The 21,690-nt window shown below is 44.1% G+C and carries 20 protein-coding genes and 1 pseudogene; 6 read left to right on the top strand and 15 right to left on the bottom strand.

The genetic code is table 11. The features are described 5' to 3' along the window. Positions 1 to 62 precede the first annotated feature (62 nt). The 4 genes from MKY97_RS14540 to MKY97_RS14525 all read right to left on the bottom strand — a co-directional run bounded on the left by MKY97_RS14540 (position 63) and on the right by MKY97_RS14525 (position 6,567). Complete coding sequence (locus MKY97_RS14540) at positions 63 to 2,111, bottom strand: glycoside hydrolase family 16 protein (RefSeq protein ID WP_342556104.1); 2,049 nt, start codon at positions 2,109 to 2,111, stop codon at positions 63 to 65. 206 nt (positions 2,112 to 2,317) lie between these two features. After that, positions 2,318 to 3,766: a family 1 glycosylhydrolase gene (locus MKY97_RS14535; RefSeq protein ID WP_342556103.1), complete on the bottom strand. Its 1,449-nt coding sequence runs from the start codon at positions 3,764 to 3,766 to the stop codon at positions 2,318 to 2,320. A 15-nt stretch (positions 3,767 to 3,781) separates the two neighbouring features. Beyond that, positions 3,782 to 4,621 carry a PRD domain-containing protein gene (locus MKY97_RS14530; protein WP_342556102.1) on the bottom strand — a complete coding sequence of 280 codons (840 nt, stop codon included), beginning with the start codon at positions 4,619 to 4,621 and terminating at the stop codon, positions 3,782 to 3,784. 44 nt (positions 4,622 to 4,665) lie between these two features. Further along, positions 4,666 to 6,567: a beta-glucoside-specific PTS transporter subunit IIABC gene (locus MKY97_RS14525; RefSeq protein WP_342556101.1), complete on the bottom strand. Its 1,902-nt coding sequence runs from the start codon at positions 6,565 to 6,567 to the stop codon at positions 4,666 to 4,668. Between the two features lie 292 nt (positions 6,568 to 6,859). Here MKY97_RS14525 and MKY97_RS14520 point away from each other — a divergent pair, with 292 nt between their 5' ends. The 3 genes from MKY97_RS14520 (at position 6,860) to MKY97_RS14510 (ending at position 8,171) form a co-directional block, all read left to right on the top strand. Beyond that, complete coding sequence (locus tag MKY97_RS14520; protein WP_342556100.1) at positions 6,860 to 7,045, top strand: hypothetical protein; 186 nt, start codon at positions 6,860 to 6,862, stop codon at positions 7,043 to 7,045. Positions 7,046 to 7,123: 78 nt separating this feature from the next. After that, positions 7,124 to 7,579, top strand: a complete 456-nt coding sequence (locus MKY97_RS14515) for a hypothetical protein (protein WP_342556099.1) — start codon at positions 7,124 to 7,126, stop codon at positions 7,577 to 7,579. A 121-nt stretch (positions 7,580 to 7,700) separates the two neighbouring features. Next, positions 7,701 to 8,171 carry a ferritin-like domain-containing protein gene (locus tag MKY97_RS14510; RefSeq protein WP_342556098.1) on the top strand — a complete coding sequence of 157 codons (471 nt, stop codon included), beginning with the start codon at positions 7,701 to 7,703 and terminating at the stop codon, positions 8,169 to 8,171. A 142-nt stretch (positions 8,172 to 8,313) separates the two neighbouring features. On the opposite strand, the gene MKY97_RS14505 is transcribed toward MKY97_RS14510, so the two are convergent. Beyond that, complete coding sequence (locus MKY97_RS14505; RefSeq protein ID WP_342556097.1) at positions 8,314 to 9,201, bottom strand: cation diffusion facilitator family transporter; 888 nt, start codon at positions 9,199 to 9,201, stop codon at positions 8,314 to 8,316. A gap of 196 nt (positions 9,202 to 9,397) precedes the next feature. On the opposite strand from MKY97_RS14505, the pseudogene MKY97_RS14500 reads away from it, so the two are divergent. Beyond that, positions 9,398 to 9,635, top strand: a pseudogene (locus tag MKY97_RS14500) (hypothetical protein). Positions 9,636 to 9,796: 161 nt separating this feature from the next. On the opposite strand, the gene MKY97_RS14495 reads toward MKY97_RS14500, so the two are convergent. From MKY97_RS14495 to MKY97_RS14485, 3 genes are all read right to left on the bottom strand, one after another. After that, on the bottom strand, positions 9,797 to 10,516 hold the full coding sequence (locus MKY97_RS14495; RefSeq protein WP_342556096.1) for a hypothetical protein: 720 nt from the start codon (positions 10,514 to 10,516) through the stop codon (positions 9,797 to 9,799). Positions 10,517 to 10,643: 127 nt separating this feature from the next. After that, the gene (locus tag MKY97_RS14490) at positions 10,644 to 12,038 is read right to left on the bottom strand and encodes a HAMP domain-containing sensor histidine kinase (RefSeq protein WP_342556095.1); all 1,395 of its coding nucleotides are present in this window, start codon (positions 12,036 to 12,038) and stop codon (positions 10,644 to 10,646) included. 29 nt (positions 12,039 to 12,067) lie between these two features. Beyond that, positions 12,068 to 12,775: a response regulator transcription factor gene (locus tag MKY97_RS14485; RefSeq protein ID WP_342556094.1), complete on the bottom strand. Its 708-nt coding sequence runs from the start codon at positions 12,773 to 12,775 to the stop codon at positions 12,068 to 12,070. A 157-nt stretch (positions 12,776 to 12,932) separates the two neighbouring features. Here MKY97_RS14485 and MKY97_RS14480 point away from each other — a divergent pair, with 157 nt between their 5' ends. After that, the gene (locus tag MKY97_RS14480; RefSeq protein WP_342556093.1) at positions 12,933 to 13,190 is read left to right on the top strand and encodes a GlsB/YeaQ/YmgE family stress response membrane protein; all 258 of its coding nucleotides are present in this window, start codon (positions 12,933 to 12,935) and stop codon (positions 13,188 to 13,190) included. Between the two features lie 102 nt (positions 13,191 to 13,292). Here MKY97_RS14480 and MKY97_RS14475 read toward each other — a convergent pair whose 3' ends face one another. Then, entirely contained in the window at positions 13,293 to 14,060 is a 768-nt protein-coding gene (locus tag MKY97_RS14475; RefSeq protein ID WP_342556092.1) for an alpha/beta hydrolase, read from the bottom strand. A gap of 138 nt (positions 14,061 to 14,198) precedes the next feature. Here MKY97_RS14475 and MKY97_RS14470 point away from each other — a divergent pair, with 138 nt between their 5' ends. Continuing rightward, on the top strand, positions 14,199 to 14,834 hold the full coding sequence (locus MKY97_RS14470; protein WP_342556091.1) for a TetR/AcrR family transcriptional regulator: 636 nt from the start codon (positions 14,199 to 14,201) through the stop codon (positions 14,832 to 14,834). A 103-nt stretch (positions 14,835 to 14,937) separates the two neighbouring features. Here the strand turns inward: MKY97_RS14470 and MKY97_RS14465 are convergent, their stop codons facing one another. From MKY97_RS14465 to MKY97_RS14440, 6 genes are all read right to left on the bottom strand, one after another. Continuing rightward, entirely contained in the window at positions 14,938 to 17,589 is a 2,652-nt protein-coding gene (locus tag MKY97_RS14465) for an FtsX-like permease family protein (protein ID WP_342556090.1), read from the bottom strand. Continuing rightward, complete coding sequence (locus tag MKY97_RS14460) at positions 17,582 to 18,274, bottom strand: ABC transporter ATP-binding protein (protein WP_342556089.1); 693 nt, start codon at positions 18,272 to 18,274, stop codon at positions 17,582 to 17,584. The genes MKY97_RS14465 and MKY97_RS14460 overlap by 8 nt, the downstream gene beginning before the upstream one ends. Positions 18,275 to 18,386: 112 nt before the next feature. Next, a complete protein-coding gene (locus MKY97_RS14455; RefSeq protein ID WP_342556088.1) occupies positions 18,387 to 19,631 on the bottom strand; it encodes a HAMP domain-containing sensor histidine kinase in 1,245 nt (414 codons plus the stop codon). After that, a complete protein-coding gene (locus MKY97_RS14450; RefSeq protein WP_342556087.1) occupies positions 19,631 to 20,332 on the bottom strand; it encodes a response regulator transcription factor in 702 nt (233 codons plus the stop codon). Before MKY97_RS14450 ends, MKY97_RS14455 begins: the two co-directional genes overlap by 1 nt. Positions 20,333 to 20,578: 246 nt before the next feature. Continuing rightward, the gene (locus MKY97_RS14445; protein WP_308721801.1) at positions 20,579 to 20,767 is read right to left on the bottom strand and encodes a hypothetical protein; all 189 of its coding nucleotides are present in this window, start codon (positions 20,765 to 20,767) and stop codon (positions 20,579 to 20,581) included. A 73-nt stretch (positions 20,768 to 20,840) separates the two neighbouring features. Continuing rightward, a complete protein-coding gene (locus MKY97_RS14440; RefSeq protein WP_342556086.1) occupies positions 20,841 to 21,581 on the bottom strand; it encodes a methyltransferase domain-containing protein in 741 nt (246 codons plus the stop codon). Positions 21,582 to 21,690 lie beyond the last annotated feature (109 nt).

Genomic DNA, 21,690 nt, shown 5'->3' with positions numbered 1-21,690 from the left:
ATCATGCTGCATGATAAATTTCGCTCTCGCTAAATTAACTCAAGTGAACTACATTAAAACCATTATTGCTGTTTATATACCCGAACATAGTCCACCTGCATGGTTGCAGGAATATCCGAAGCATCCGGAATGCGGCCACCATCGAAATTACCGCCGATGGCCAAGTTCATGATTAAATAGAACGGTTCATCAAATGGAGCATTAGGGTTGTTCGGTGCAGTTGCAGACGACCACTGCTGATTGGTAACTTTGTAGAAGAATTTACCGTCCACGTACCATTTGATGTTGTCCGGTTCCCAAACTACTGAATATACGTGATAATCGTTAGCAATAGTTTGTCCTGCGGGAAAGTGATACTCTCCCCCTGTATACTGATTGGCAGGCCATTGCCCGCCAAAGTGAATCGTTCCACTGGTTGTTCCAGGCAGACGACCTCTTGCCTCCATCACGTCAATTTCACCTGATGCAGCCCAAGTGCCATATACCGAATCTTGCGGCAGCATCCAGAGTGCAGGCCAAATGCCATCTCCTGTAGGCAGTTTGGCACGGAAATCGACACGCCCGTACTTCAAGGATAACTTGTCTTTGGTATTTACCTTACCGGAGGCATATTTCGCAAAACGATTCGGGTCTTGAGGGAATGATTGATTACTATGTGTTGCACGGATATTTAATTTTCCATCCTGAACAAAAATATTTTGCGGACTGGTAGTGTAGTGCTGCATCTCCGCGTTGCCCCAACCCCAGGTTCCCGGATCATCATTGAGATAATACCCTGTTTCTATATTCCATTTGCTTGTGTCCAGCGAAGAACCACTGAACTCATCCTGCCAAATAAGATTCATGCCTTCAATCACCGGATTGTTCGGTGTACCGATGGAGATATCTTCTTGGTCCGAACCATCGGGACGTGGGGCATCCGGGTTACCAATGAGTGTATAGTTCACATAGTTGCTGCCCACGTTTCCACCGGGCTGTCCGTTAAGCGGATAGCCGATTCGAATTTGCATATTTTCCTGAATAGGTCTAAACCACAGACCATAGATATGATCGGCCCAGTATCCCCACTGATTGGCATCGGAAATCGGATTGTAGCCATTGCCGGAATACGTAAATTTACTTTGACCACTATTACTTAAGTCTACCCATTGACCATTGATATTGATTTGGTATACAAAATTTTGTAATTCTTTCGCAATAGGTGCGCTCCCGCCAATCTTGGGCAATGGGATACCTATGGAACCGCTTCCATCTGCTGTGAAAGTTGTCCCTTCATAAGGAGTAACCACAAATGAGTTACGCACAGGTTCATTGAATGTAATGGTGTAAATAATGTTCGCATCGGATGTTTTGGACTGCAGCTTGACGTGAATAGATTCGGTTACGTTAAACCAGTACCCTCCTCCACCCTCAGAGAATTGGCCGAAGTTCTGGTCGTAAATCCAGCCGCTGGATGCGTTATTGTCAATATCAATCCACGTGCTGCTCTGAACAGGTTTCACATACACCTTGAGATCCTGAGCGACGGCTTCATAGGTGACTGATGGATTATTGTTAAAGGTGGGATACGTAAAGCCGGCGCCTCCGGTGCTGCTGGCAATGATGTCAGGCCCCTGTGTAGGGCTCATTGCTGTGATCGTTGTTTCGTTAATGTTTTGAAAGACCAGTCGATAATCCAGCTTTATTCCGTTCGCTTTGGAATACAATTGAACATCGGTTGTTGAGGAGAGAGTGAACCAATATCCTTGAAAGCCTGCGTCAGTCCAGTGACCCCAGTTTTGGTTGTACGTAAAGTTTTCTGCCTGATCAATATCCACCCATTGGCTTCCTACCTTCACATTAACACCTAAATCCCCGTTCACTTCGCTCCACGCAGCAGAACCCCCATTAAACTTAGGCATCACGAACCCGAAACTGGCCTTGCCCACCCCCGATTTGGATATGACCGGTCCGTCAGCAGACGAAAAGTACTCCATGGATGTAATCGTCTTCCCGGCAGCCTGAGCCGTTGAGCCAGGCCCTAGCAAAACACTGACCAGCATGATGAATAAGAGCAGCACACCCATCCTTCTGTACACCAATCGTCTCTCCCTGCAAGCCGCTGATTTCATTCATTCTCCTCCTTCAAATCATTTTTCCAATCTGTTATCAATAAGGAAAAAGATTACAGATCAGATAACTATATTCTACCGAAAAGAAGAATGTGGTGAAAGATATATTTATAAATTGTATTAGCCTGCCAATTCATGTTACGAATGGAAAGAGATGATTCCTTTAAGACAGAAATCATCTCTTACTTTCACTCTTTGGCATACGTTTAAAGTCCGTTATTGGCAATCAGATTTTGGTACCAGAAGAAGCTTTCCTTCCGTCTTCGCGCAAGTGTGCCGTTTCCGTCATTATCTTGGTCTACATGGATTAAACCATAACGCTTTTCCATTTCCGAAGAAGAATAGCTGATCAGGTCGATGATACCCCAGACGGTATAGCCTATAATTTCAACGCCATCCAGCAGCGCCTCATGCATTTGTTCGATATGGGAACGCAGGTATTCAATACGATAAGGATCACGAATCGTTCCGTTCTCTTCAACGGTATCATAAGCCCCCAGTCCGTTTTCTACAATGAACAGAGGAACCTGATAACGGCTGTACAGATTGTTAAGCGCGAGTCTCAGACCAATTGGATCGATCTGCCATCCCCAATCACTGACAGGCAGATAGGGATTCTTGATGCCTCCCATCGTATTGCCGCTAACCGTTTCCAAGCCCTCGCTATCTGCGCTGGCCACAAAGGAGTTGTAGTAACTGAATGATATGAAGTCAGCGGTATACTTGTTCAGCAATTCGTCGTCACCCGCAGCTTTTTCGATAACGATATTCTGTTCTCTAAAATATCTCTCGATGTAACCTGGATAAGCGCCGCGCACCTGCACATCGGTAAAGAACAGATTAAATTGATTATTTTTATGAGCGGCCAGCACATCCAGCGGATTACATGTATGAGGATAATGCAGCAGGCTTGTCAGCATACATCCGATCTTGGCGTCTGGAATAATCTCGTGGCACAGCTTTACGGCATAAGCGCTCGCAACGAATTGGTGATGCAGCGATTGGTATACTGCTAGCTCAACATTCTTGAACCGATCTGGAACAATACCACCATTGGTAAACGGATGACGCACAATGCCATCAATTTCATTAAATGTGATCCAATACTTTACTTTATCTTTGTAGCGGTTGAACACCACTGTGCTGAAGCGAACAAAGAAGTCGACTACCTCTCTGGATGTCCATCCACCGTAATGATCGACCAGATACATCGGCATCTCATAGTGAGACAAGGTCACCAGAGGTTCAATACCATTTTTAATCATCTCATCAAAAAGACGATCGTAGAAAAGCAGCCCTTCTTCGTTTGCATTCGTTTCATGCCCATTCGGGAAAATCCGAGTCCACGCAATGGAAGTGCGCAGCGTTTTGATCCCCATCTCACCCATTAACGCCAAGTCCTCCGGGTAGCGATGATAAAAATCAATTCCTCTTCGTTTCGGATAATTCACGGTAGATTGATCCTGGAGCGCTGCCGCGAGCTGCTCCGAGTTTACAGCATTTTGCTTTTTGTAGTCACCTATGTTTTTCTTATTCATTGCCGTATCAGCGGTAGATATGCCTTTCCCTGCTGTGTTCCAGGCTCCTTCAGCCTGATTCGCTGCAATTGCTCCGCCCCATAAAAATCCTTCGGGAAATGTTCTGATGGTCGTCATGTCATACTCCTCCTGTTAATGCGCTCTGTCCATCACACGACTAATGTGAATGATGAGATACAATCTCTCTTCGTTGGACATAAATCGTTCGAATTTCGCGCCAATATAATTGTTGATCTTGGAAACACAATTGCTTTCCTCTGGATATTTACTCGAAATTCGTTCCAGCAGTTCATCATCCTTGGATTCAAGCATCGTGTTCTCCAATAACCGCTGCACAAAAAACTGCAGATGCGTTAGAAAGCGTGAATAGTTAATGCTTAATGTATCCAGTTCAATTCCGTAATGAATTCGAATGATATTAAGAATATCCTTCACGGTGTTGGTCATGATCATGACCTGACTCATGTTCTGTTCCGTTTGCTGCGCATTGACCAGATGGAAGGCAATATTGGCTGCCTCCTCCTCGGGCAGATCCAGTTCGAGCCGATCTTTGATAAATTTCAACGCCTGTTTCCCGATGAGAAATTCTTGCGGGTAAAACTTCTGAACTTCCCATAACATGCGATTTTGAATCTGAATATTAGATTTGAACCGTTTGGCAGCCATATGAAGATGGTCTGTCAATGAGAAGTATAGATTCTCGCTTAGATCCCTCGATAACGCTTGCTTAGCATAGGATATGATTTCGTCTGCCAAAATTAAATACTCTTTCGGCGTCTCTTTCATCAGCGCTGTCATATCCGAGGACATTCCTTCATTCTCAACGACATATACCTTTTCAATCTCATGATCATGAATCATGTCTCCGGGTCTGCTTCTGAATCCGATTCCCCTGCCCATAGCGATAACCTCTTTATTATCATTCCGCTTGGCCAAAACAATGCTTGTATTGAGAACCTTAACTACTCTCATATCCATGCTCCTCTATGTTCAGGGTGAGCTTCACCCCATAATCATTACAAAATGGTTATAAGCGGCGTCTCTGGGCCTATTTTTTCCGATTTCTCGTGTCCCAGAATCTCCAGATAATCGCCACTGTTTGTTACAATCACCGGTGTTGTTGTGTCGTAGCCGGCTTTTTCAACAGCGTCCATATCAAACTCGATCAGAAGTTGACCGTGTTTCACGATGTCACCCTCTTGAACAACAACATTAAAGTGCTGTCCTTTTAACTTTACAGTATCAATCCCGATATGGATCAGAAGTTCAATGCCTTCTACTGATTTCAAACCGATGGAGTGTTTGGTGCGAAACACCGTTTGAACTGTTCCATCAAATGGAGCCACGACCTGCCCTTTGGCAGGTTTGATTGCCATGCCTTTACCCATCGCTTCTTGGGAGAATGCTTCATCCTTCACGTCTTTTAACGGAATGGCCTCTCCTTCAATCGGGGCGAAAACAACCAGACGGGATTGCAGTTTCTCTTTCTTCGGAGCTGCCTGAGATGTTGTTTCCACTTTAACAGATTCTACCGCGGAAGCTTGTGTATCAGACGCTGCTCCGGGATCGTTAAAGCCGATGAAATAAACGGCAACGGGAGTAATAATGATAGAAATGGCTGCTGTAATCAGCGCATAAGTAAAGTTATTTTCAGCTCCGATAAACATCGGTAAAGAAGCAAGACCCGGCCCTACTGCAGCATAGGCCTTTAAATTGACAATCCCTGCAAAGAGCCCTGCTGAACCCGCTCCGATCATACAGGCAACCAAAGTGCGTTTCAACCGCAGATGTACCCCGTACAGGGCTGGTTCGGTAATGCCGAACAATCCAGATATGCCGGCTGGCAGGGCAACCTGCTTCAATTTTTTATCTTTCGCCAAGAACCAGACTGCAAGTGCTCCGGCACCTTGTGCCATGTTAGAAGAAAGCATCGCACTGTGAATTAACGTTTCATATCCTGGTGAAACCATGGCTGCAAAAATAACGGGATAAAACACTTTGTGCATTCCGAACATCACGATAAATGGTAAGAATACAGCCAAGATAACAACGGTTAACCAGCCGATTTTACCTTGAATCCAGAATAAACCGTCAGACAAACCGACACCCAGATAGTTACCAATTGGTCCAAGAACCGTAAGTGCGAGCGGTGCCATGACAAGAATAACAATCAGAGGTTTAAGGAAGATTTTCACTGGTCCTGGAGACACCTTATCTGCAAATTTCTCCACATAAGACATGAGCCAAACGGTCAGAATGATGGGTAATACGCTGGACGCATAACTGATATTAGGTACTGGAATACCAGCGATTTGTACGGGCACTTCTCCTCCAAGTAATGTGATCATTTTAGGATGCAGTAAAACCCCCGCCAGTGTGGCTGCAATATATGGATTGGTTTTGAATTTCTGTGCACTTGAGTATGCCAGCAGAAAAGGCAGAAAATAAAAAGCAGAGTCAGCGATATTAAGCAGCAGCGCGTAGATCTGACTTTCTTTTGACAGTAGACCAAGAGATGTGCTTAACAAAAGCAAAGCTTTAAACATCCCTGCTGCTGCGATTGCCGGAATGATCGGCTGGAAAATGCCCGTGATCAATCCGGCAAAACTCTCAAACAAACCTTTGAAACTCATATCTCTTTTCTTGTTTGGCTCCGGGTTTTCATCTGTTTTTATAGTGATCATTTGTTTAAGTTCATTATATACATAGCTTACATCATTCCCGATAATAACTTGATATTGTCCGCCGCTGTATACGGCTCCCATGATGCCATCCATGGCTTTAATTTCATCTGTTTTTGCTTGATTTGGATCTTTCAGATTCATCCTTAATCGGGTGGAGCAATGGAGAAAATCATTGATATTTTCTTGTCCGCCTACGTTGTCAAGGATAGCCTTAGCGGTTTCTTTGTAATTCATGTAAACACCTCACCCTGAAATTGTGCATAAAAAAAGGCCTAAATTGCGTGGGTATAATAAATATACAGACCACCCAATTTAAGCCTTGCCTGCCGAACAGTAACACGCCAAATTGAATCATATATGATGTTGTTTAAAGCAAATATAAACGTTTACATCGATAATGTAGCATGGATTTCGACAAAAAGCAACACTTTATACGCAAAGGATCTTATTAGCATTTATGAATTACCTTAAGATTTAATGGGCATCTTAACCAGATGATATATGTACGCGACGGGGGTTATAAACAATGCAGCACATTAATGATTGGTTAAAACACATTGCACATGATTACATTTTGGTGATTATCGCTGCAGTTCTCTTCTTTGCAGTTAAAGCCATTGTAGGTTGGTTCACTTACAAGCACTACGATCGAAAACTAGATGCCATTGCGGAGCAAGTCAACCGTCTCCTCGAACAGAAAAAAACAGATTAACTCGTAATATACCACGTATAAACGCTATTAAATCCGAAACAGAAGTCGACGATCAGAGTTAGATTTGGAGGAAAAGATATGCTGGGTAACTGGGTTCTAGGTATGTTCATCCCCCTGCTGCTGGGTACGTGGATTTTAAGACGTCATTACTACTTGCTCGTGTTATTTTTCCCCCTTGGGGTGGCCATATCGGCTTGCATTAACAGTGTCGGGTTTAATTATTTTTGGAATATTATGCCGAATACAAACAACCAGTCATATGCTGCTCTGCCGATGGAACTTGGTATTTATCCTATTACGGGGTGTATCATGATGTACATGATTCTAGTAAAAAAGACCAGACCTTGGTCAAGCATCTTTATATCAGCACTTGTGCTGACGCTGATTGAGTGGTGTGCTAAGTTGATGGGGCATGTTGTTTATTTTAACGGATGGAATATCTTCTGGACGTACTGGTCCTATTTCCTTCCTTTTGTGCTAGCCTATGGCTATAGTAAGCTTTTTAAAAAAGACATTTCCAGACGCTATCGTTAAGCGTTCCAATCGTTAGAATGCCGGGGTAAGAAATGTCATATAGCAATTGTAACGAAAAGAAGGTTAACGCTGCTGGGCATCTGTGCATATCATAACTCATCATTGTTATGGAGGGATTGGAATGTACACGGCGTATCCTTATCTTTACAGAAGTGCTTTTACTCCAGTATGGGCGACATCCACGGCTGAAGCACTTGGATTAATACAATCGGCTGTTCAAGGTGAACGAAATGATGAAATCTTCTATGATGCTCTCATCCGCATGGCTCCTGACTCTACCCAAGCAGCTATAATTACAAGCATTCGTAATGATGAGCGCGGACATAATCAGATGTTCAGACAGATGTACAAAGATCTTACGGGTCAAGAAATTACGGGGGTAAGCAGTGAATCTCCGGAAACAGTTTCCTCCTATCTCGGCGGCTTGCAAAAGGCATTTCAGGGTGAACTTGCCGCTGTAGAGAAGTACAGAAAAATATGGTTTGGTCTCCCCTACGGCATATACAAAGACACAGTGTGGGGTATTATTCTGGATGAACAGAAACACGCGGATAAGTACAATAATCTAATCATGTACAATATGCCCAAATAAATGCAGCATGAGGACACTTTCATTAACACGGGAGTGTAAAAAATGTGAAAGAATTTCGAAGGTAACAATATCAAAAAAACCAGTAAACATTATTGTTTACTGGTTTTTTGCGTATTCTTGCCCTTTTATATTTCGAACAATATCACATGTATTCTTTGACTGCTTCCGGCTCGACATGAACGTGTACCGTATACACATCATGCTCTTCCAGAAGCTCGTTTTCCACATCGGTACAAATATCATGAGCTTGCTGCAGATCCAAATCTCCACGAACCGTGATCACCACGTCAACCACGGCGTTGCTGCCGTAATTACGTGCTCGTACATCTTTAACCGTCTCTACACCGTTGATTCCGGCGATGGTCTCCCGGTATTCTTGAATCAACTCTACGTCAAATCCATCTGTAAGATGGTGCGTAGCTTCTCTGAAAATATCCCAGGCCGTTTTGCAGATCAGCAAACCGACGATAATCGCCGTTACAGGGTCAAGCCACGGAAGGCCGAACTGGGAACCCACGATCCCGACGACGGCACCGATACTCACCCAAGCATCGGAAATATTATCCCGTGCGGCAGCCATAACTGCCTGGCTTTTGATACGTGTGGCCAGTCTTTTATTGTATCGATAGACTAAAACCATAACAACTGCGCAAAAAATGCCTGTATACGCGGCAAGGAGATCAGGAGATTCGTGCTTACCCTCGAATACGGAAGTGAAGGCTTCAAATAATACCTGCAGCCCCACAGCCATCATGATGAACGAAGCGACAAGAGAAGCCACCGTTTCTGCCCGCCAGTGCCCATATGTATGATCTTTATCGGCCGGACGCTGGGCGAATCTTAAACCAATCAGTACGGCGATGGATGCGACAATATCCGTTGCATTATTCAAGCCGTCTGCTTTGAGTGCTTCAGAGCCAGCAATAGTGCCAATCACCAGCTTTATTGCGGTCAAACATATATAAGCGATGATACTGATGATCGCCCCACGTTCCCCGAGTTTTAAGTTTTCGTATCTTACTTGATCCACATTCCGTTCCTCCCGCAATCTTCAACTCTCTTAACACTTGTATGATGGTATCATTGAACATTTGTGTGGGTCTAGAGAAACGTTTTGAGTGTAAGCAAACATAGTCTGAGTGCCGCAAGAGTTTAACGGGCATCCAAAAAAGTTGCGTAAGGAAAACTTGTACCCTTTATTCTTCAAGCACTTTTCTAAGTAATTAATGCTTTTAAACATGGGAAATAGTAGAATTCATAAGGAACATTTGTTCTACACTTCTATGGGTTTAACTGAAAATTGGAAAATAGAACGCAGCTTGGAGAACGGCTCTGGCTGGACAGTAATAAGTTTAAAATTCCCTCAAAAGGACAGTTCTGAAGAACTCCCTTTGCAACGGAGTCTGGAATATAGCTGTAATGAAAGCCCCTGATGAAAATGTGTTTGTATTAGTTGGAAAGTAACTTGAAAATATAGAGATGTGTTCATTTCACTATGGTTCGTCTATTCTGACCAACGTTATCAACTCATAACGACATAAAACCTGCCCAAACTTTTGGGCAGGTTCGAAAAGTAAATCTTATAAAACCGCTCTGTGAATCAAAGAAGTGAGTCGATTGTATATTTAGTCCAGCAGGCTGAAGATCTGAATACTCTCAACCTTGGCATCTTTGATATGGAACGACATGACATCTATATAGTTTGATGGCTCGTAACGGAAGTCATCTTCCTCGTCAGGTGCCCCATCCCCCACTAGCTTTCCTTCAGGATAAGCTTTTTTAAGTGTGTCCAAGCTGTCCCCTGCTTTAATGTTTCGAACTGTCGTATACTTGGGATCGGTAATTTGGATATTAAAGATCGAGTCTTGTTTGCCTTCAGGTACACTGATGGTTTTAATCTCCAGACCAGGGTACGTGTATACTTTTTCCGTAAATCCGATTAAATTATCCATATTGGTTCCATCACCTTCAGTATACGTATGGGATTTCACGTTATCCGGTTTACCCAGCATCTGCTCCATCTGCTCTTCATTCGCTGTATCCGAGATCGCAATCGTGTGTTCGTTATAGACAAAAGCAAGCTCCTTCAGCACCACATTGCCTTCCTTCTCCACTGAACCTTCTTTAATGACGGCACTATCTTCTCCCTCTGATTTCTCGGAAGCAGGGGCATTTGAATTTGCTGCTCCTTCGTCTTTGTTCTGCTCCTTCGATGTACCTGGTTCAACCGAGTTCTGAGCAGGCTCGGGAGACTCGGCATTGCTGGACTGACAGCCCGTCATTGCCATCGTTAGGACAATACTCAGTAGGATAAAACCTGCAGCTTTCTTTGTAGACTTCATCATTTAATCCCTCCATAAATGTGTGATTTGTTCTTATGAAGTCATTATAAAAAAAGCATTTGTTAGTCTTATAACAGAAATGTATCAGTCTTGTAACGGAACTTATTAGGGCTTCCATATGGGAGAAAGCTTAAGCACGGGGCAGCACAATGGTCACTGTCGTGCCTTGTCCTAACTCACTTTCCACGTCGATATATCCATTGAACCGCTCGACGATCTCTTTACAAATGGACAGCCCGAGTCCTGAACCATTCGCTGTGCTTGCATTTTTCGCCCGGTAGAAGCGTTCCTGTACTCGCTCCAGTTCGTCACCCGCGATTCCGATGCCTTGGTCACCTATCTTTACAACAACCTCGCTTGACGTATGTTCCATCTGCACTTCAATCGTAGAATGGCTGCCTGAATATTTGATAGCGTTATCCATAAGGTTGGCGATTGCATGGGATATGAGCATTGGATTGACATTCGCGTAGACTTTTGTCAGATTTTCATCTGCCGGGTCTCCCTCCGCTTGTTTAACCGTGATCCTGATCTTTTTCTCCTTCGCCTTGGCTTCCATATTCGTGGCGACTTGCTGGATCAGCGAGTTCATTTCTGTCTTTTCGACTTCCAGTTCGCTTGAACCTGTCTTATCAAATCGGGATAACAACAACAGTTCATTGATCAAACGGGTGAGCCGATCCGATTCCTGCAGCAGATGCGCATAGATTTTTTGCAGCTCTTCGTTCTCATTCTCCCCTTCGTACAAGTATTGAGAGAAACCACGAATCGCTGCCAGAGGTGTTTTTAATTCATGAGATACGTTGGAGACAAATTGTTTCTGGTATTGAATGTAATTATGAAGCTGCTGACCCATTTGATCTAACCCTTCCGCCAGCATGCCCAGCTCATCCTTGCGGTTCAGATGAACTCGGCGAAATTCTTGTTTGGAGAAACTTTGTGCGGCACCCAGGAGCACCTTAATCGGTTTGGTTGTATTGCGTGCAATCCACAGACTGGCTAACGTAATCAGCACAATGAATCCGCCTGCACCCGCAAATAAGACATAACGGATTTGATCCATGATCGCATAAAAGTACGAAATGTCCTCTACGAACTCATACACATATGCATTTTCGTAAAATTGATTCTGAATGGGTGTTGCAAAATAAAGCAAATGGTCATCCGTTACAGTGTAGGCATAACTTCCGCTCAGAGCTTTTTCAATATTTTTCTCGAAAATGTGTGGTTTGCCATCATTAATGATGATGCCATCTACAGCCAAACCGAGCAGCTGCTTGGAGCTGTCATAGATCCGCACTTCCTTGCCTGAAGCTTTCAGCTTCTCCAGTGCAAGTCTGACGATTTCTTTCGTCTGCGGCTCCCCTGATGATGATCGATGCTGTGCCAGCACCTCACGGAAGGACAACTCAGACAGATCCGCCTTCTCCATCATCTGTTTTTCAATGGTAATGAAGCTGTAGTAATCAATGGCTTTATTAATAGCAAATATGATAATGCCAAAGGACAGCACGGAGAAAAACAAATAGTTCAGCAGTAACCGGGTTGCGTACTTCAGGCCCCGCCACCTCCAAGCTGATAGCCGAACCCATAGATCGTTCGGACATATTTCGGTTCGTCCGCGTTATCCTCCAGTTTCTTCCGCAATCGCATGATGGTCATATCGACGCTGCGGCTATCCCCCATAAAATCATATCCCCATCCGATCTGTAAGAGCTCATCCCGAGTATAGATTTTGTCAGGCCTTTTAAGTAAAGTTTCGAGAATTTTAAACTCTTTGGCTGTTAGGGAGACAGGCACATCGTTTTTCAGCACTCTTCGGCTTTCAAGATCAAATGTCAATTCTTCATGAACGATACGTGTCGTTTGCGATTCTGTCCCTTCACCAGCTTCTACCTTGCTCTCGTTTCTTCTCAGAACCACTTTGATTCGAGCGAGCAATTCCCGATTGTCAAAGGGTTTGGTCATATAATCTTCCGCGCCAAGCTCTAGTCCGAGCACTTTATCTATAATCTCATTTTTGGCAGAGAGCATAATCACTGGAAGAGAACGTTTGCCCGTTATTTCCTTGCACAAGTCATATCCGGAGCAATCTGGCAGCATCAAATCAAGCAGCACCAGGTCGGGTTGAAATGATTCTAACAATTGCAGTCCGGTTTTGCCATCTTCTGCGGTTTTCACATCATAATTTTCTCGCCGTAGTACAAGCTCAATCAAATCTCGAATGGCGACTTCGTCGTCAATGACAAGTATTTTCTTCAATGTCTGTACACCCCTTCTATCCTTGTTCCCCAGCCTGCATCCTAAGTACTCTCATCTTAGCACAGACCATTTAAACTCCTCCACCAACAGGAAGATGAGGTATATTCCACTGAGCCCGACATAACTTGTAATAAACCCGAAGAAAGGAGAACAAACCATGGATCTGCTCTGGGTACTTATTGTTGGTGGACTTATTGGCTGGTTAAGCGGCAGCTTGATTGGGCGGGATGTACCGGGCGGTGTACTTGGGAACATTGTTGCGGGTTTTATCGGTTCCTGGCTAGGAACGGAATTGCTTGGACCGAGGGGACCGGTGATTGGCGGATTTCATATCATTCCGGCGATCGTTGGCTCGATTATTGCGCTGCTCCTCTTTTTTGCTCTGGCACGCGGCGGAGCTTTCCGAAGACGTTAACCAAGAGAAGCGGAGATCGATCCCGTTGTTCAATAGAAAATCAACAAAAGACCGACAGCATTCATCGTTTGCAGATGAGAGCCTCGGTCTTTTTTTACTTTCTCATGGTTTTAATGATTTTATCCATTCTTCCAATGCCTGAACAACCTGCTTAAGCTGTTCCTGTTCTGTGATCTTAGGTTCATTGTCTCCCTTCTGCATTCCGTAGGAGCCAAATTGACCATGGTTACCGCCTTCAATACTTACATATGTCGTGTCAATCGGAAGATTGGATTTGGCTTTTTCCCACGATTCCCAGTTCAGAACACCATCCTTGCTGCCCGTCATTTGCAGTGCGGACAAGTTCGTTCCGTCCAGTCTCCCGCCATCATCTGCATAAGAAGCCAGGAAAAAGACACCTTTGATCTGGTCTGTGTGTGCCGCAGCATATCTTGAAGCAAACACACCTCCTAATGAATGCCCACCAATAACAAAGCTTTCACCCGCATGTTCCGCGAGAAACGAATCGGCCCGTTTCCCCCCGAACATCGCCAAGTTCAGCGGCATCTTTGTAATATATACACGATGTCCATGCTTCGCTAGTGCCCGTGCCATAGGCGCGTAACTTGCCGGCTCCACCAAACCTCCGGGATAGAACACAACATTCGGCTGTGAGATGTGCTGCCCTTTAGGTTCAAATTGATAACCGTTCTTCACTTCGCTGACAACGACCTGATTGTCACTTTTCATTGCCGCTTCCGCTTGTTCCGATGGGCTGTAGGTTACCGATGCCAAGTAGGCAGACATTCCTGCAACCAGGGCAATAATCACTACACTGGTCCATATCGCAATTTTTTTCCATCTGTTCTTACGCGCTGCTGTCCTTACCATAATTCTATTGCCCTACCTTTAAACGTATCATTTTTAATTACAGAATTAATTATATTTACTGGTAAGTAAAATTACAAGACTCTTTGCTTATATTTATGATTTGACATAAAATATTGTGGAAGGAGTGTGTACGAATCTATGCCAGAGCAAGTACCTAAACGTTTGCGCGGGAGACCCAAGCAGACGGACAATGACATTTCCATGCAGCAGACTATTATCTATACGGCATCCACCCTATTTAAAGAATTTGGCTACGAGATGGTGACCCTTCAGCAGATCGGCAAGAAATGCGGCGTATCCAAACCAACCATATATTATCATTTCGCGGGCAAAGCGGATCTATTCGTGGCAGCCATGACAACGATGCTGCAGAACGTTAGAAAAATTACCGCGCATATGCTGGATGAGGCGGAACATCTGCGAGACGGGTTAATTCGATTAGCAGAAGCTCGTCTTGCCAATCCGCATGGTGAGATCGAAATGATGATGCGTGAAGCGGAGCCTTTTCTGGAGGAAGAACAGATTCATGCCATTCGTGAAGCAGAACATCAGATTCATGAGGTGTTAGCCTCGCATTTTAGAAAAGCCATGGATAAGAAAATCTTTCGTGAAGAAGAGCCGCTATTCTTGGCAGAAGCTTTTTCGACTCTAATGTTGATGGGGAACCGAGAACATGATCAGCAAAAATATGAGTCTCATCGCGTCCTAGCGGAGAAAATTGTACTTGTTTTTCTTAAGGGAGTAACGAGCTCTTCATCCTCGGATTTGATCTGATGTTTAATTCTATAATTTTTCTCCTGTCTATTTCAGAATTTATTCATGCCAAAAAAAAGCTCGGTTGTTCGTTTTAAAGCGAACAACCGGGCTTTTTGACGCGTTAATTTTCCCCGCGCAAACCATCTGTAATCTGGATTCGTTCAAGACGTCTAAGCGGCCAGTAGGAGGCTAAGAGTGTGGCTGCGATAGCACCCAAGCTGCTAGTGAGAATGCTGCTCCAAGGCATAACCCATTCGATCTGCACAGCATTCCTCATCAGATAAGATACACCGTAGCTCAAGGCTGTACCGAGAAGACTTCCGTACACAGCTGCAAATACGCCATAGAACACACCCTCAAGCAAAACCATTTTGCGAATTTCCTTTTGCGTCATACCAATCGCTTTTAATACGGCGAACTCCTTCGTTCGCAGAATAAGATTCGTACTCACCGTATTCAAAATATTCAGAAACGCAATAGCTGCAATGACACCTATGAAGCCGTACAGGAATATATTTAACGTCATCGCATCGTTGCGAGCTTGTTTCATTTCCTCTACCCGATCACGGTAACTATACCCTGCATCCTGCTGCACAAGACTTTTGAAATAACCCACAATTGCCCCGTTATCTGTCTCAGGATTGGCTTGAAGTAATATTCTGTCATAAGCATTATCACTCGTGATGTTTTCAATCACCTTTGGTGTCGTTATCATTTGAATAATAGCACTTTCGGTGTATTCACCAGAAAGAGGACCTTGATCTGCGGTTCCGACAACAGTAACCGTTTTGTAAGGCTGATTGTCATTCATTGAGCGAACTTTAATTTTATCCCCAACCTTGAAACGGGTCTGGTCAATGATCATGTTAGTTCCTTTTTCGGTGGTCATGCTGATTTTCTGGATAACAATGACACCATTTTCATCGTTCATTTGGCTTGCATCAATGCTTCCGGAGGTGAGTTTGGGACGAAGCTCCTGAAGTCCGTTTATACCGTAAGACATGAGAAAGTTGTTATCCGTCCGATATCCGTTCTCCATTTCAACACTGTACATTTCTTTCTGCTGCTGGTAGTAATTCGGATTCAATTTTTCTTTCGGAATGATCGCTTGGAGCTGATGATTGTAGAAAGAATAAGCCTGTTTAACTCCATCAAGTGTAGCCAGCTTGTTATATACCGAATTAGGGATACGTTTACTCATACCCTGATAGTCCAAAGAGTAAGAGTAATTGATACCTGATGCAGAGGTTGTACCCAGAACGTTCACCAAGCCGCTAAACACAATGTACATGACCATGCTGATAATCATTGAAAAAGCCGTAATGCGAAATCTCTTTCGGTTCCGCCGAATATTTCGGCTGGCAAACCGGCCTTCAAACCCGAGCCATTTGCTGCCTGCAAAAGACAATCGCTTGAAATCCCCCTGCTCTACCACCGTGCTGCCTGAGGTTTTCAGTGCTTCAAGTGGTGAGACGCTGGATGCCAGCTTGGCTGGACCCAGCGCTGACACATAAACAACAATCAGTCCTAAACCTGCCGCTGCAAGTAGAATAGGCACTGAAATAATCATGTGCATGTCGTTCAAGAAACCTAATGTCAGCATACTGATGTTATAGAATAACACTTTCATCAAAATGGTTCCTGTAAATAAACCGATCGGAATGGCAATCAGACTAAGCACAGTCGCTTCTTTGAATACAATTCTGCGAATCTGAGCGGGTGCTGCACCGAGACAGCGCAGCATGCCAAACTGAGAGATGCGTTCGAGCACTGAAATATGAAACGTATTGTAAATTACTGCGCTTGTGCATCCCATAATGATAAGAACAATGGCTGCCAATGCATAAATTGAACTTTGGTTAACGTTGGAATAGGTGCTTTTGCCAAAGAGTTTGAGCAATTCATTGTTGTATTCAATGCGTACATTCTTTATAACGGTTTCCCGGTTCAGCTCCTGAGCGGAACCTTGATCAACATTCCCCAAACCCGATGAAGACAGAATGGCTTCGCTCTTCTCCTTTATATTGTCCATCGATTTCATGGTCGCATAGATAAAAAAATTCTGAGACGGATCGATTTTTTGATGATCATCATACGTAATCGCTGAATAGATAAAAGTGGATGACCACGTTACATTTTTGGCTGTTTTCATCACCCCGACGACGGTATATTGCTGTTTCATGCGTGGTTTGAATTTCTCATCCAGGTCCCACCCATAATCACCAACGGAGTTCGCACTCTTCACCTTTCCTGTGGAAGCTTCGAGCCGATCTCCCAGGTTTAGCGTTATCTTATCTCCAATTGCTGGTTTCGAAGCGAACGTATTCAGGCTCCAGGATGACAGGATGATTTCGTTAGGCTTTTGCGGCAAACGTCCACTCTCTAACTGAACTTGAAGCTTGGACATGGCTTGCGCGTCGTATCCTTTCACATTCAAATAACGATACGGTGCAGCAAACGGGTTTTCGTTTTTCTCCTTTTCACTCGTTGAACTTATGATGGCATAACCAATACGATGAATGACTCCCGCACTGCCTATGGTGGCTTGATTCACGATGCGAGGCACGTCTTTGCCCGGAACTCCATTGAAGGACACCTCATAATCTCCGTAATCTTGAATCGTCTGACGTACCAGTTTGTCCTGATAACTCATCGCTAGTGTGCCGACAGCCGTAAGCAGCGTTACGGATAGAATGATGCCAACAATGGTGAGAATGGATCTTTTTTTCTGTCCAAGCAAATATTTCTTCGTGAGCTCCGTATACTTACGCATCGTGCTGACCCTCAAGCTGCTGATCGAAAAGAACCCCGTCTTTAATGTTCACAATACGGTCCGCTCTCCGGGCTGCATCGGAATCATGTGTAATCATAATCAAGGTTTGATTGTACTTTCGAACCGAATAGGTGAGCAAATCTACAATTTCCTTGCTGTTTTTGCTATCCAGATTTCCCGTCGGTTCGTCAGCCAGAATGATGGAAGGTTTGTTAATCAACGCCCGTCCGATAGCTGTGCGCTGCTGCTGCCCACCCGATAGCTGGTTAGGGAGATGATGCTTTCTGTCTTTTAGGCCGAGTACATTCATTAATTCGTCTGCATAGTCTTCATCGGCTTGACGATGATCGAGCAGCATAGGCAGTTTAATATTTTCCTCTGCGCTTAGAACCGGAATCAGATTATAGGCCTGGAAAATGAAACCGACCTTTCGTCTTCTGAAGATTGCTAAATCCGTCTCGTTTAGAGAATATAGATCTGTCCCATCAATATTAACTTGTCCACTGGTTGGGCGATCCACACCTCCAAGCAGATGCAGTAACGAACTCTTTCCCGAACCGCTGGCACCAACAATAGCAACAAATTCACCCTGTTGAACCGTTAAGTTAATATCTTTCAGGGCATCGACTTTGGCGTCATTGCTTCCATATGTTTTACATAAGTCATTCGTTTTTAAAATTTCCAAAGCATGTGCCTCCTTCAAGAGCTTGAACAATTGATGTATTCATATGGGTTATTATAAGCTTGGAAGCTTACGTTAAAGTGAAGAGGAAGCTTACGTTATTGTAAGCTTCCTCTCAATACACAGTTTTCATGAAAGTAATTCGGAATTCCGTTCCTTCTCCAGGCTCGCTGGATACCGAGATCATTCCACCCAAACCTTCAATAATGGACTTGGTCAGTGACAGGCCTACCCCGGTACTGTGGGGTTTAGCATTGCTTCTCCCAAGGTAAAAACGCGTGAATACATGGGGAATCTGTTCCGGCCTGATCCCTTCCCCTTCATCCCGGATGATAATCGAGTGTAATAATCCTTCATCCTCCATCGTAATGTACACTTTGCCTGATACCGGAGAGTGTTCCAGTGCATTTTTAGTCAGATTAATAATCGCCTCGGTTAACCATTCCTCATCTGCATGCAGCAGCATGCCTTCGCCGCCTTGAACGATGATCCTCTGTTTCTTCTGCTCCGCCAAAGGCTGCAAGGTCTGCACCGTTGATTCAATAATGTCTTTGGGTTTAATGTTTTGCAGTTGAAAAACGATAGCTCCCGCTTCCACTCGTGCCAGCTTCAACAAGCTGATAATCAGCCATTCCATGCGTTCAATCTGCTGCCTGCTTCGTTCCAGAAAAGTGGTACGGATCTCTTCTTTCATATGTGGGTCATGCAGCATATTTTCATTAAACACAAGCAGCGATGCAAGCGGTGTTTTAAGTTGATGTGATATATCGGTAAGCAGATGGCTGAGAAATGTTTTCTCCTGCTTCAGCTGATCTACACTATGACTTAGTCTGCCTGCCATCATGTTAAAGCTATGACCAAGGGTACTGAAGTCTCCCTCTGCATTCTCAGGCAATGAAGTATCGAATTGACCTTCCACCACCTGTTCCGCTGCATGTGTAACGCGGCGAATTCTGGAAAACAACTTGCGGTACTCCCAATATAAAAGCAGCAGCACCGGGATACCGCACAGAAAAAAGACCAACGCTGTATTCCCGGGCAAGGCTGTTCCCGATAGGGCAGGCTGATCCTGAATATTCATATGCTCTGTATACCCGTATCGAGACAATATCTGTTTACCTAACTTAAGATCCTGCTCTTCTGTACCTTGAGTGATCGTATGAATGAGCTGATCTTCAAGCTGCGGCTGCTTGCTTAACACTTGTCCGACAAAGGCCGCTTGCTGGTTCACAACCGTTTCATTGATGCTTTGGATCTGCAGATTCATCACAACGTAAATGATTGCAGTCAAACCTAATTGAACAAGGATAAATTTGGTGTACACAGATTTCCACTCCGGATTACGGATGACTTCAACCATCAGCGGTATGCTCCTGTCGTTTCGGCGTTCCATTTGTATCCAACCCCGCGAATCGTAACAATATACTTAGGCGCGGCTGGCGTTTCCTCCACTTTTTCCCTTAATCTGCGTATATGTACGGACAATGTATTATCATCAATGAATTCACCAGAGACATCCCATAACTTCTCAAGGATTGATGTCCTGCTGCATATTTGTTTAGGATGGGACATTAACATGAGAAGCAGGCGGAACTCCAGCGTTGTCAGTGCAACTTCCTTTTTATTTTTGAAAACAACACCTTCCAGCACGCGAAATTCAAAGTCGTCGGATTTCCATATGTTCGAATGCTGTTCAGGTCGGGAATGACGCCGTAAAACAGCCTTGATTCTGGAAAGAAGTTCCTTGGTACGAATCGGCTTCGTCATATAATCGTCAGCACCCAGATCTAATCCCGCGACCACATTCATCTCTTCATCCAGCGCGGTGAGAAAAATGATCGGTACCTGTGAGTCCACACGAATTTCTTTGCATAATTCATATCCCGTTCCGTCAGGCAAATTAATATCGAGCAAAATGAGTTCTATTTCGGTCTGCGCAAGAGCATCGCGAGCTTCCTTCAAGGTTCCCGCATGAGTGACCTCATAACCTTCATTGGTTAACGTATATTCTATTCCAAACACAAAATTCTCATCATCTTCAACAAGTAAAATGTGGTTCATTGCTGCACCCCTATTCTAGCGTTACCTCTTAAACTCAAGTGTATGTGCTTCATCATTCTACTAAATGTAACATTTGAAATACAAGCGGGGTCTCGTTTGCCGTTTGTATGAAGATATTCTGTGCTTAAGGAAAAGCCAAAAAAGACAACCGATATATGTATCGGCTGCCTGTAACGAAAAATGATAAAACGGTTATGTCGTACTAAACGTGCAGGATTGCTTTTGTATTCTCTCCCGAGAATTATTTTATTTCACCAACTTCTCCGGGTTTTTCACTTTAATGGAAACGACCTCACCGCAGTTCAGACAGATCGTATACACGCGTTCAGAACCAAGCGACATCTTTTTATCCAAAGGCCTCAAATTAATAAAGTCCGTTGCCTCCACAAAGGATGTACCTCCGCAATCGTTACAAGTTCTAGATGTTGTTGTCATATCCAATATTCCCCTTTCTACTTATGTAATTTCAACCCATCATTTCAATCATTTTAATCATTACGATGCATACTTACCCTTTCTTACATACACTAATTACCATTGGACTTGAGGGTTGAAACGTTGTTTGATCCCAGTTCGCATACTGTCTCTCTAAGGTAAAACCTTGCTTTGACAGCAACTGCTTAAGTGTCTGCACATCCGTAAATCGGCAAGCAATGCGTGACGTCGTTTGGCGATGGCCCCAGTCCCGAACGGTTGTCCAGTGCATGATCTGTTTCTCGGCATCATATGTCTGGCTGCCAGATACATTAACCGTCACGCCATCCACATCGACAAATGTGCCCCAGTGCTCTTCTTCTTCATCCGATAAATCATTGCCGTCCGGATTCCGCATCTCAAATGCAAATATGCCACCAGGCTCCAAATGATTATACGCCGTTTGCAGCAATGCCTGCTGATCCTCATCGCTCAGAAAAGCCTGAAATGCATTTCCTGTCAGAAAAATCATGGAGAAGCGCTGATCGGATTCAAACGTACGCGCATCTGCTTCGATAAAAGCAACCGGTAGATCCTTCGCTTTGACCCTCGCATACGCGAGCATAGGCTCTACGATATCTACACCGCTAATTTGAACTCCTCTTTCGGCTAAATAAAGTGTGGCTAATCCTGTTCCACAAGCAAGCTCCAGCACATGTCCCGGATTTTTCTTGGCAAGTTGAAGGAAAAATTCGTATTTGTCCGTCTCACCGCCAAATTCCAGATCATAGTTCATTGGATCTCGGTACTCTTCCTGATTGTTGTGATCAATCAATACGTCTCACCCTTTTTCCATCAAAAATGTATTTACAACAGGAATTATAACACACTATAATGGTTTACATTGAGTAAAGGTTAACGATATGTAAACTATAAAAAATGTG

This window comes from Paenibacillus sp. FSL R7-0652 (assembly GCF_038595045.1).
Lineage (GTDB): Bacteria > Bacillota > Bacilli > Paenibacillales > Paenibacillaceae > Paenibacillus.
Note: the sequence above shows the minus strand (reverse complement) of the source record. Positions and strands in the feature narration are given on the sequence as shown.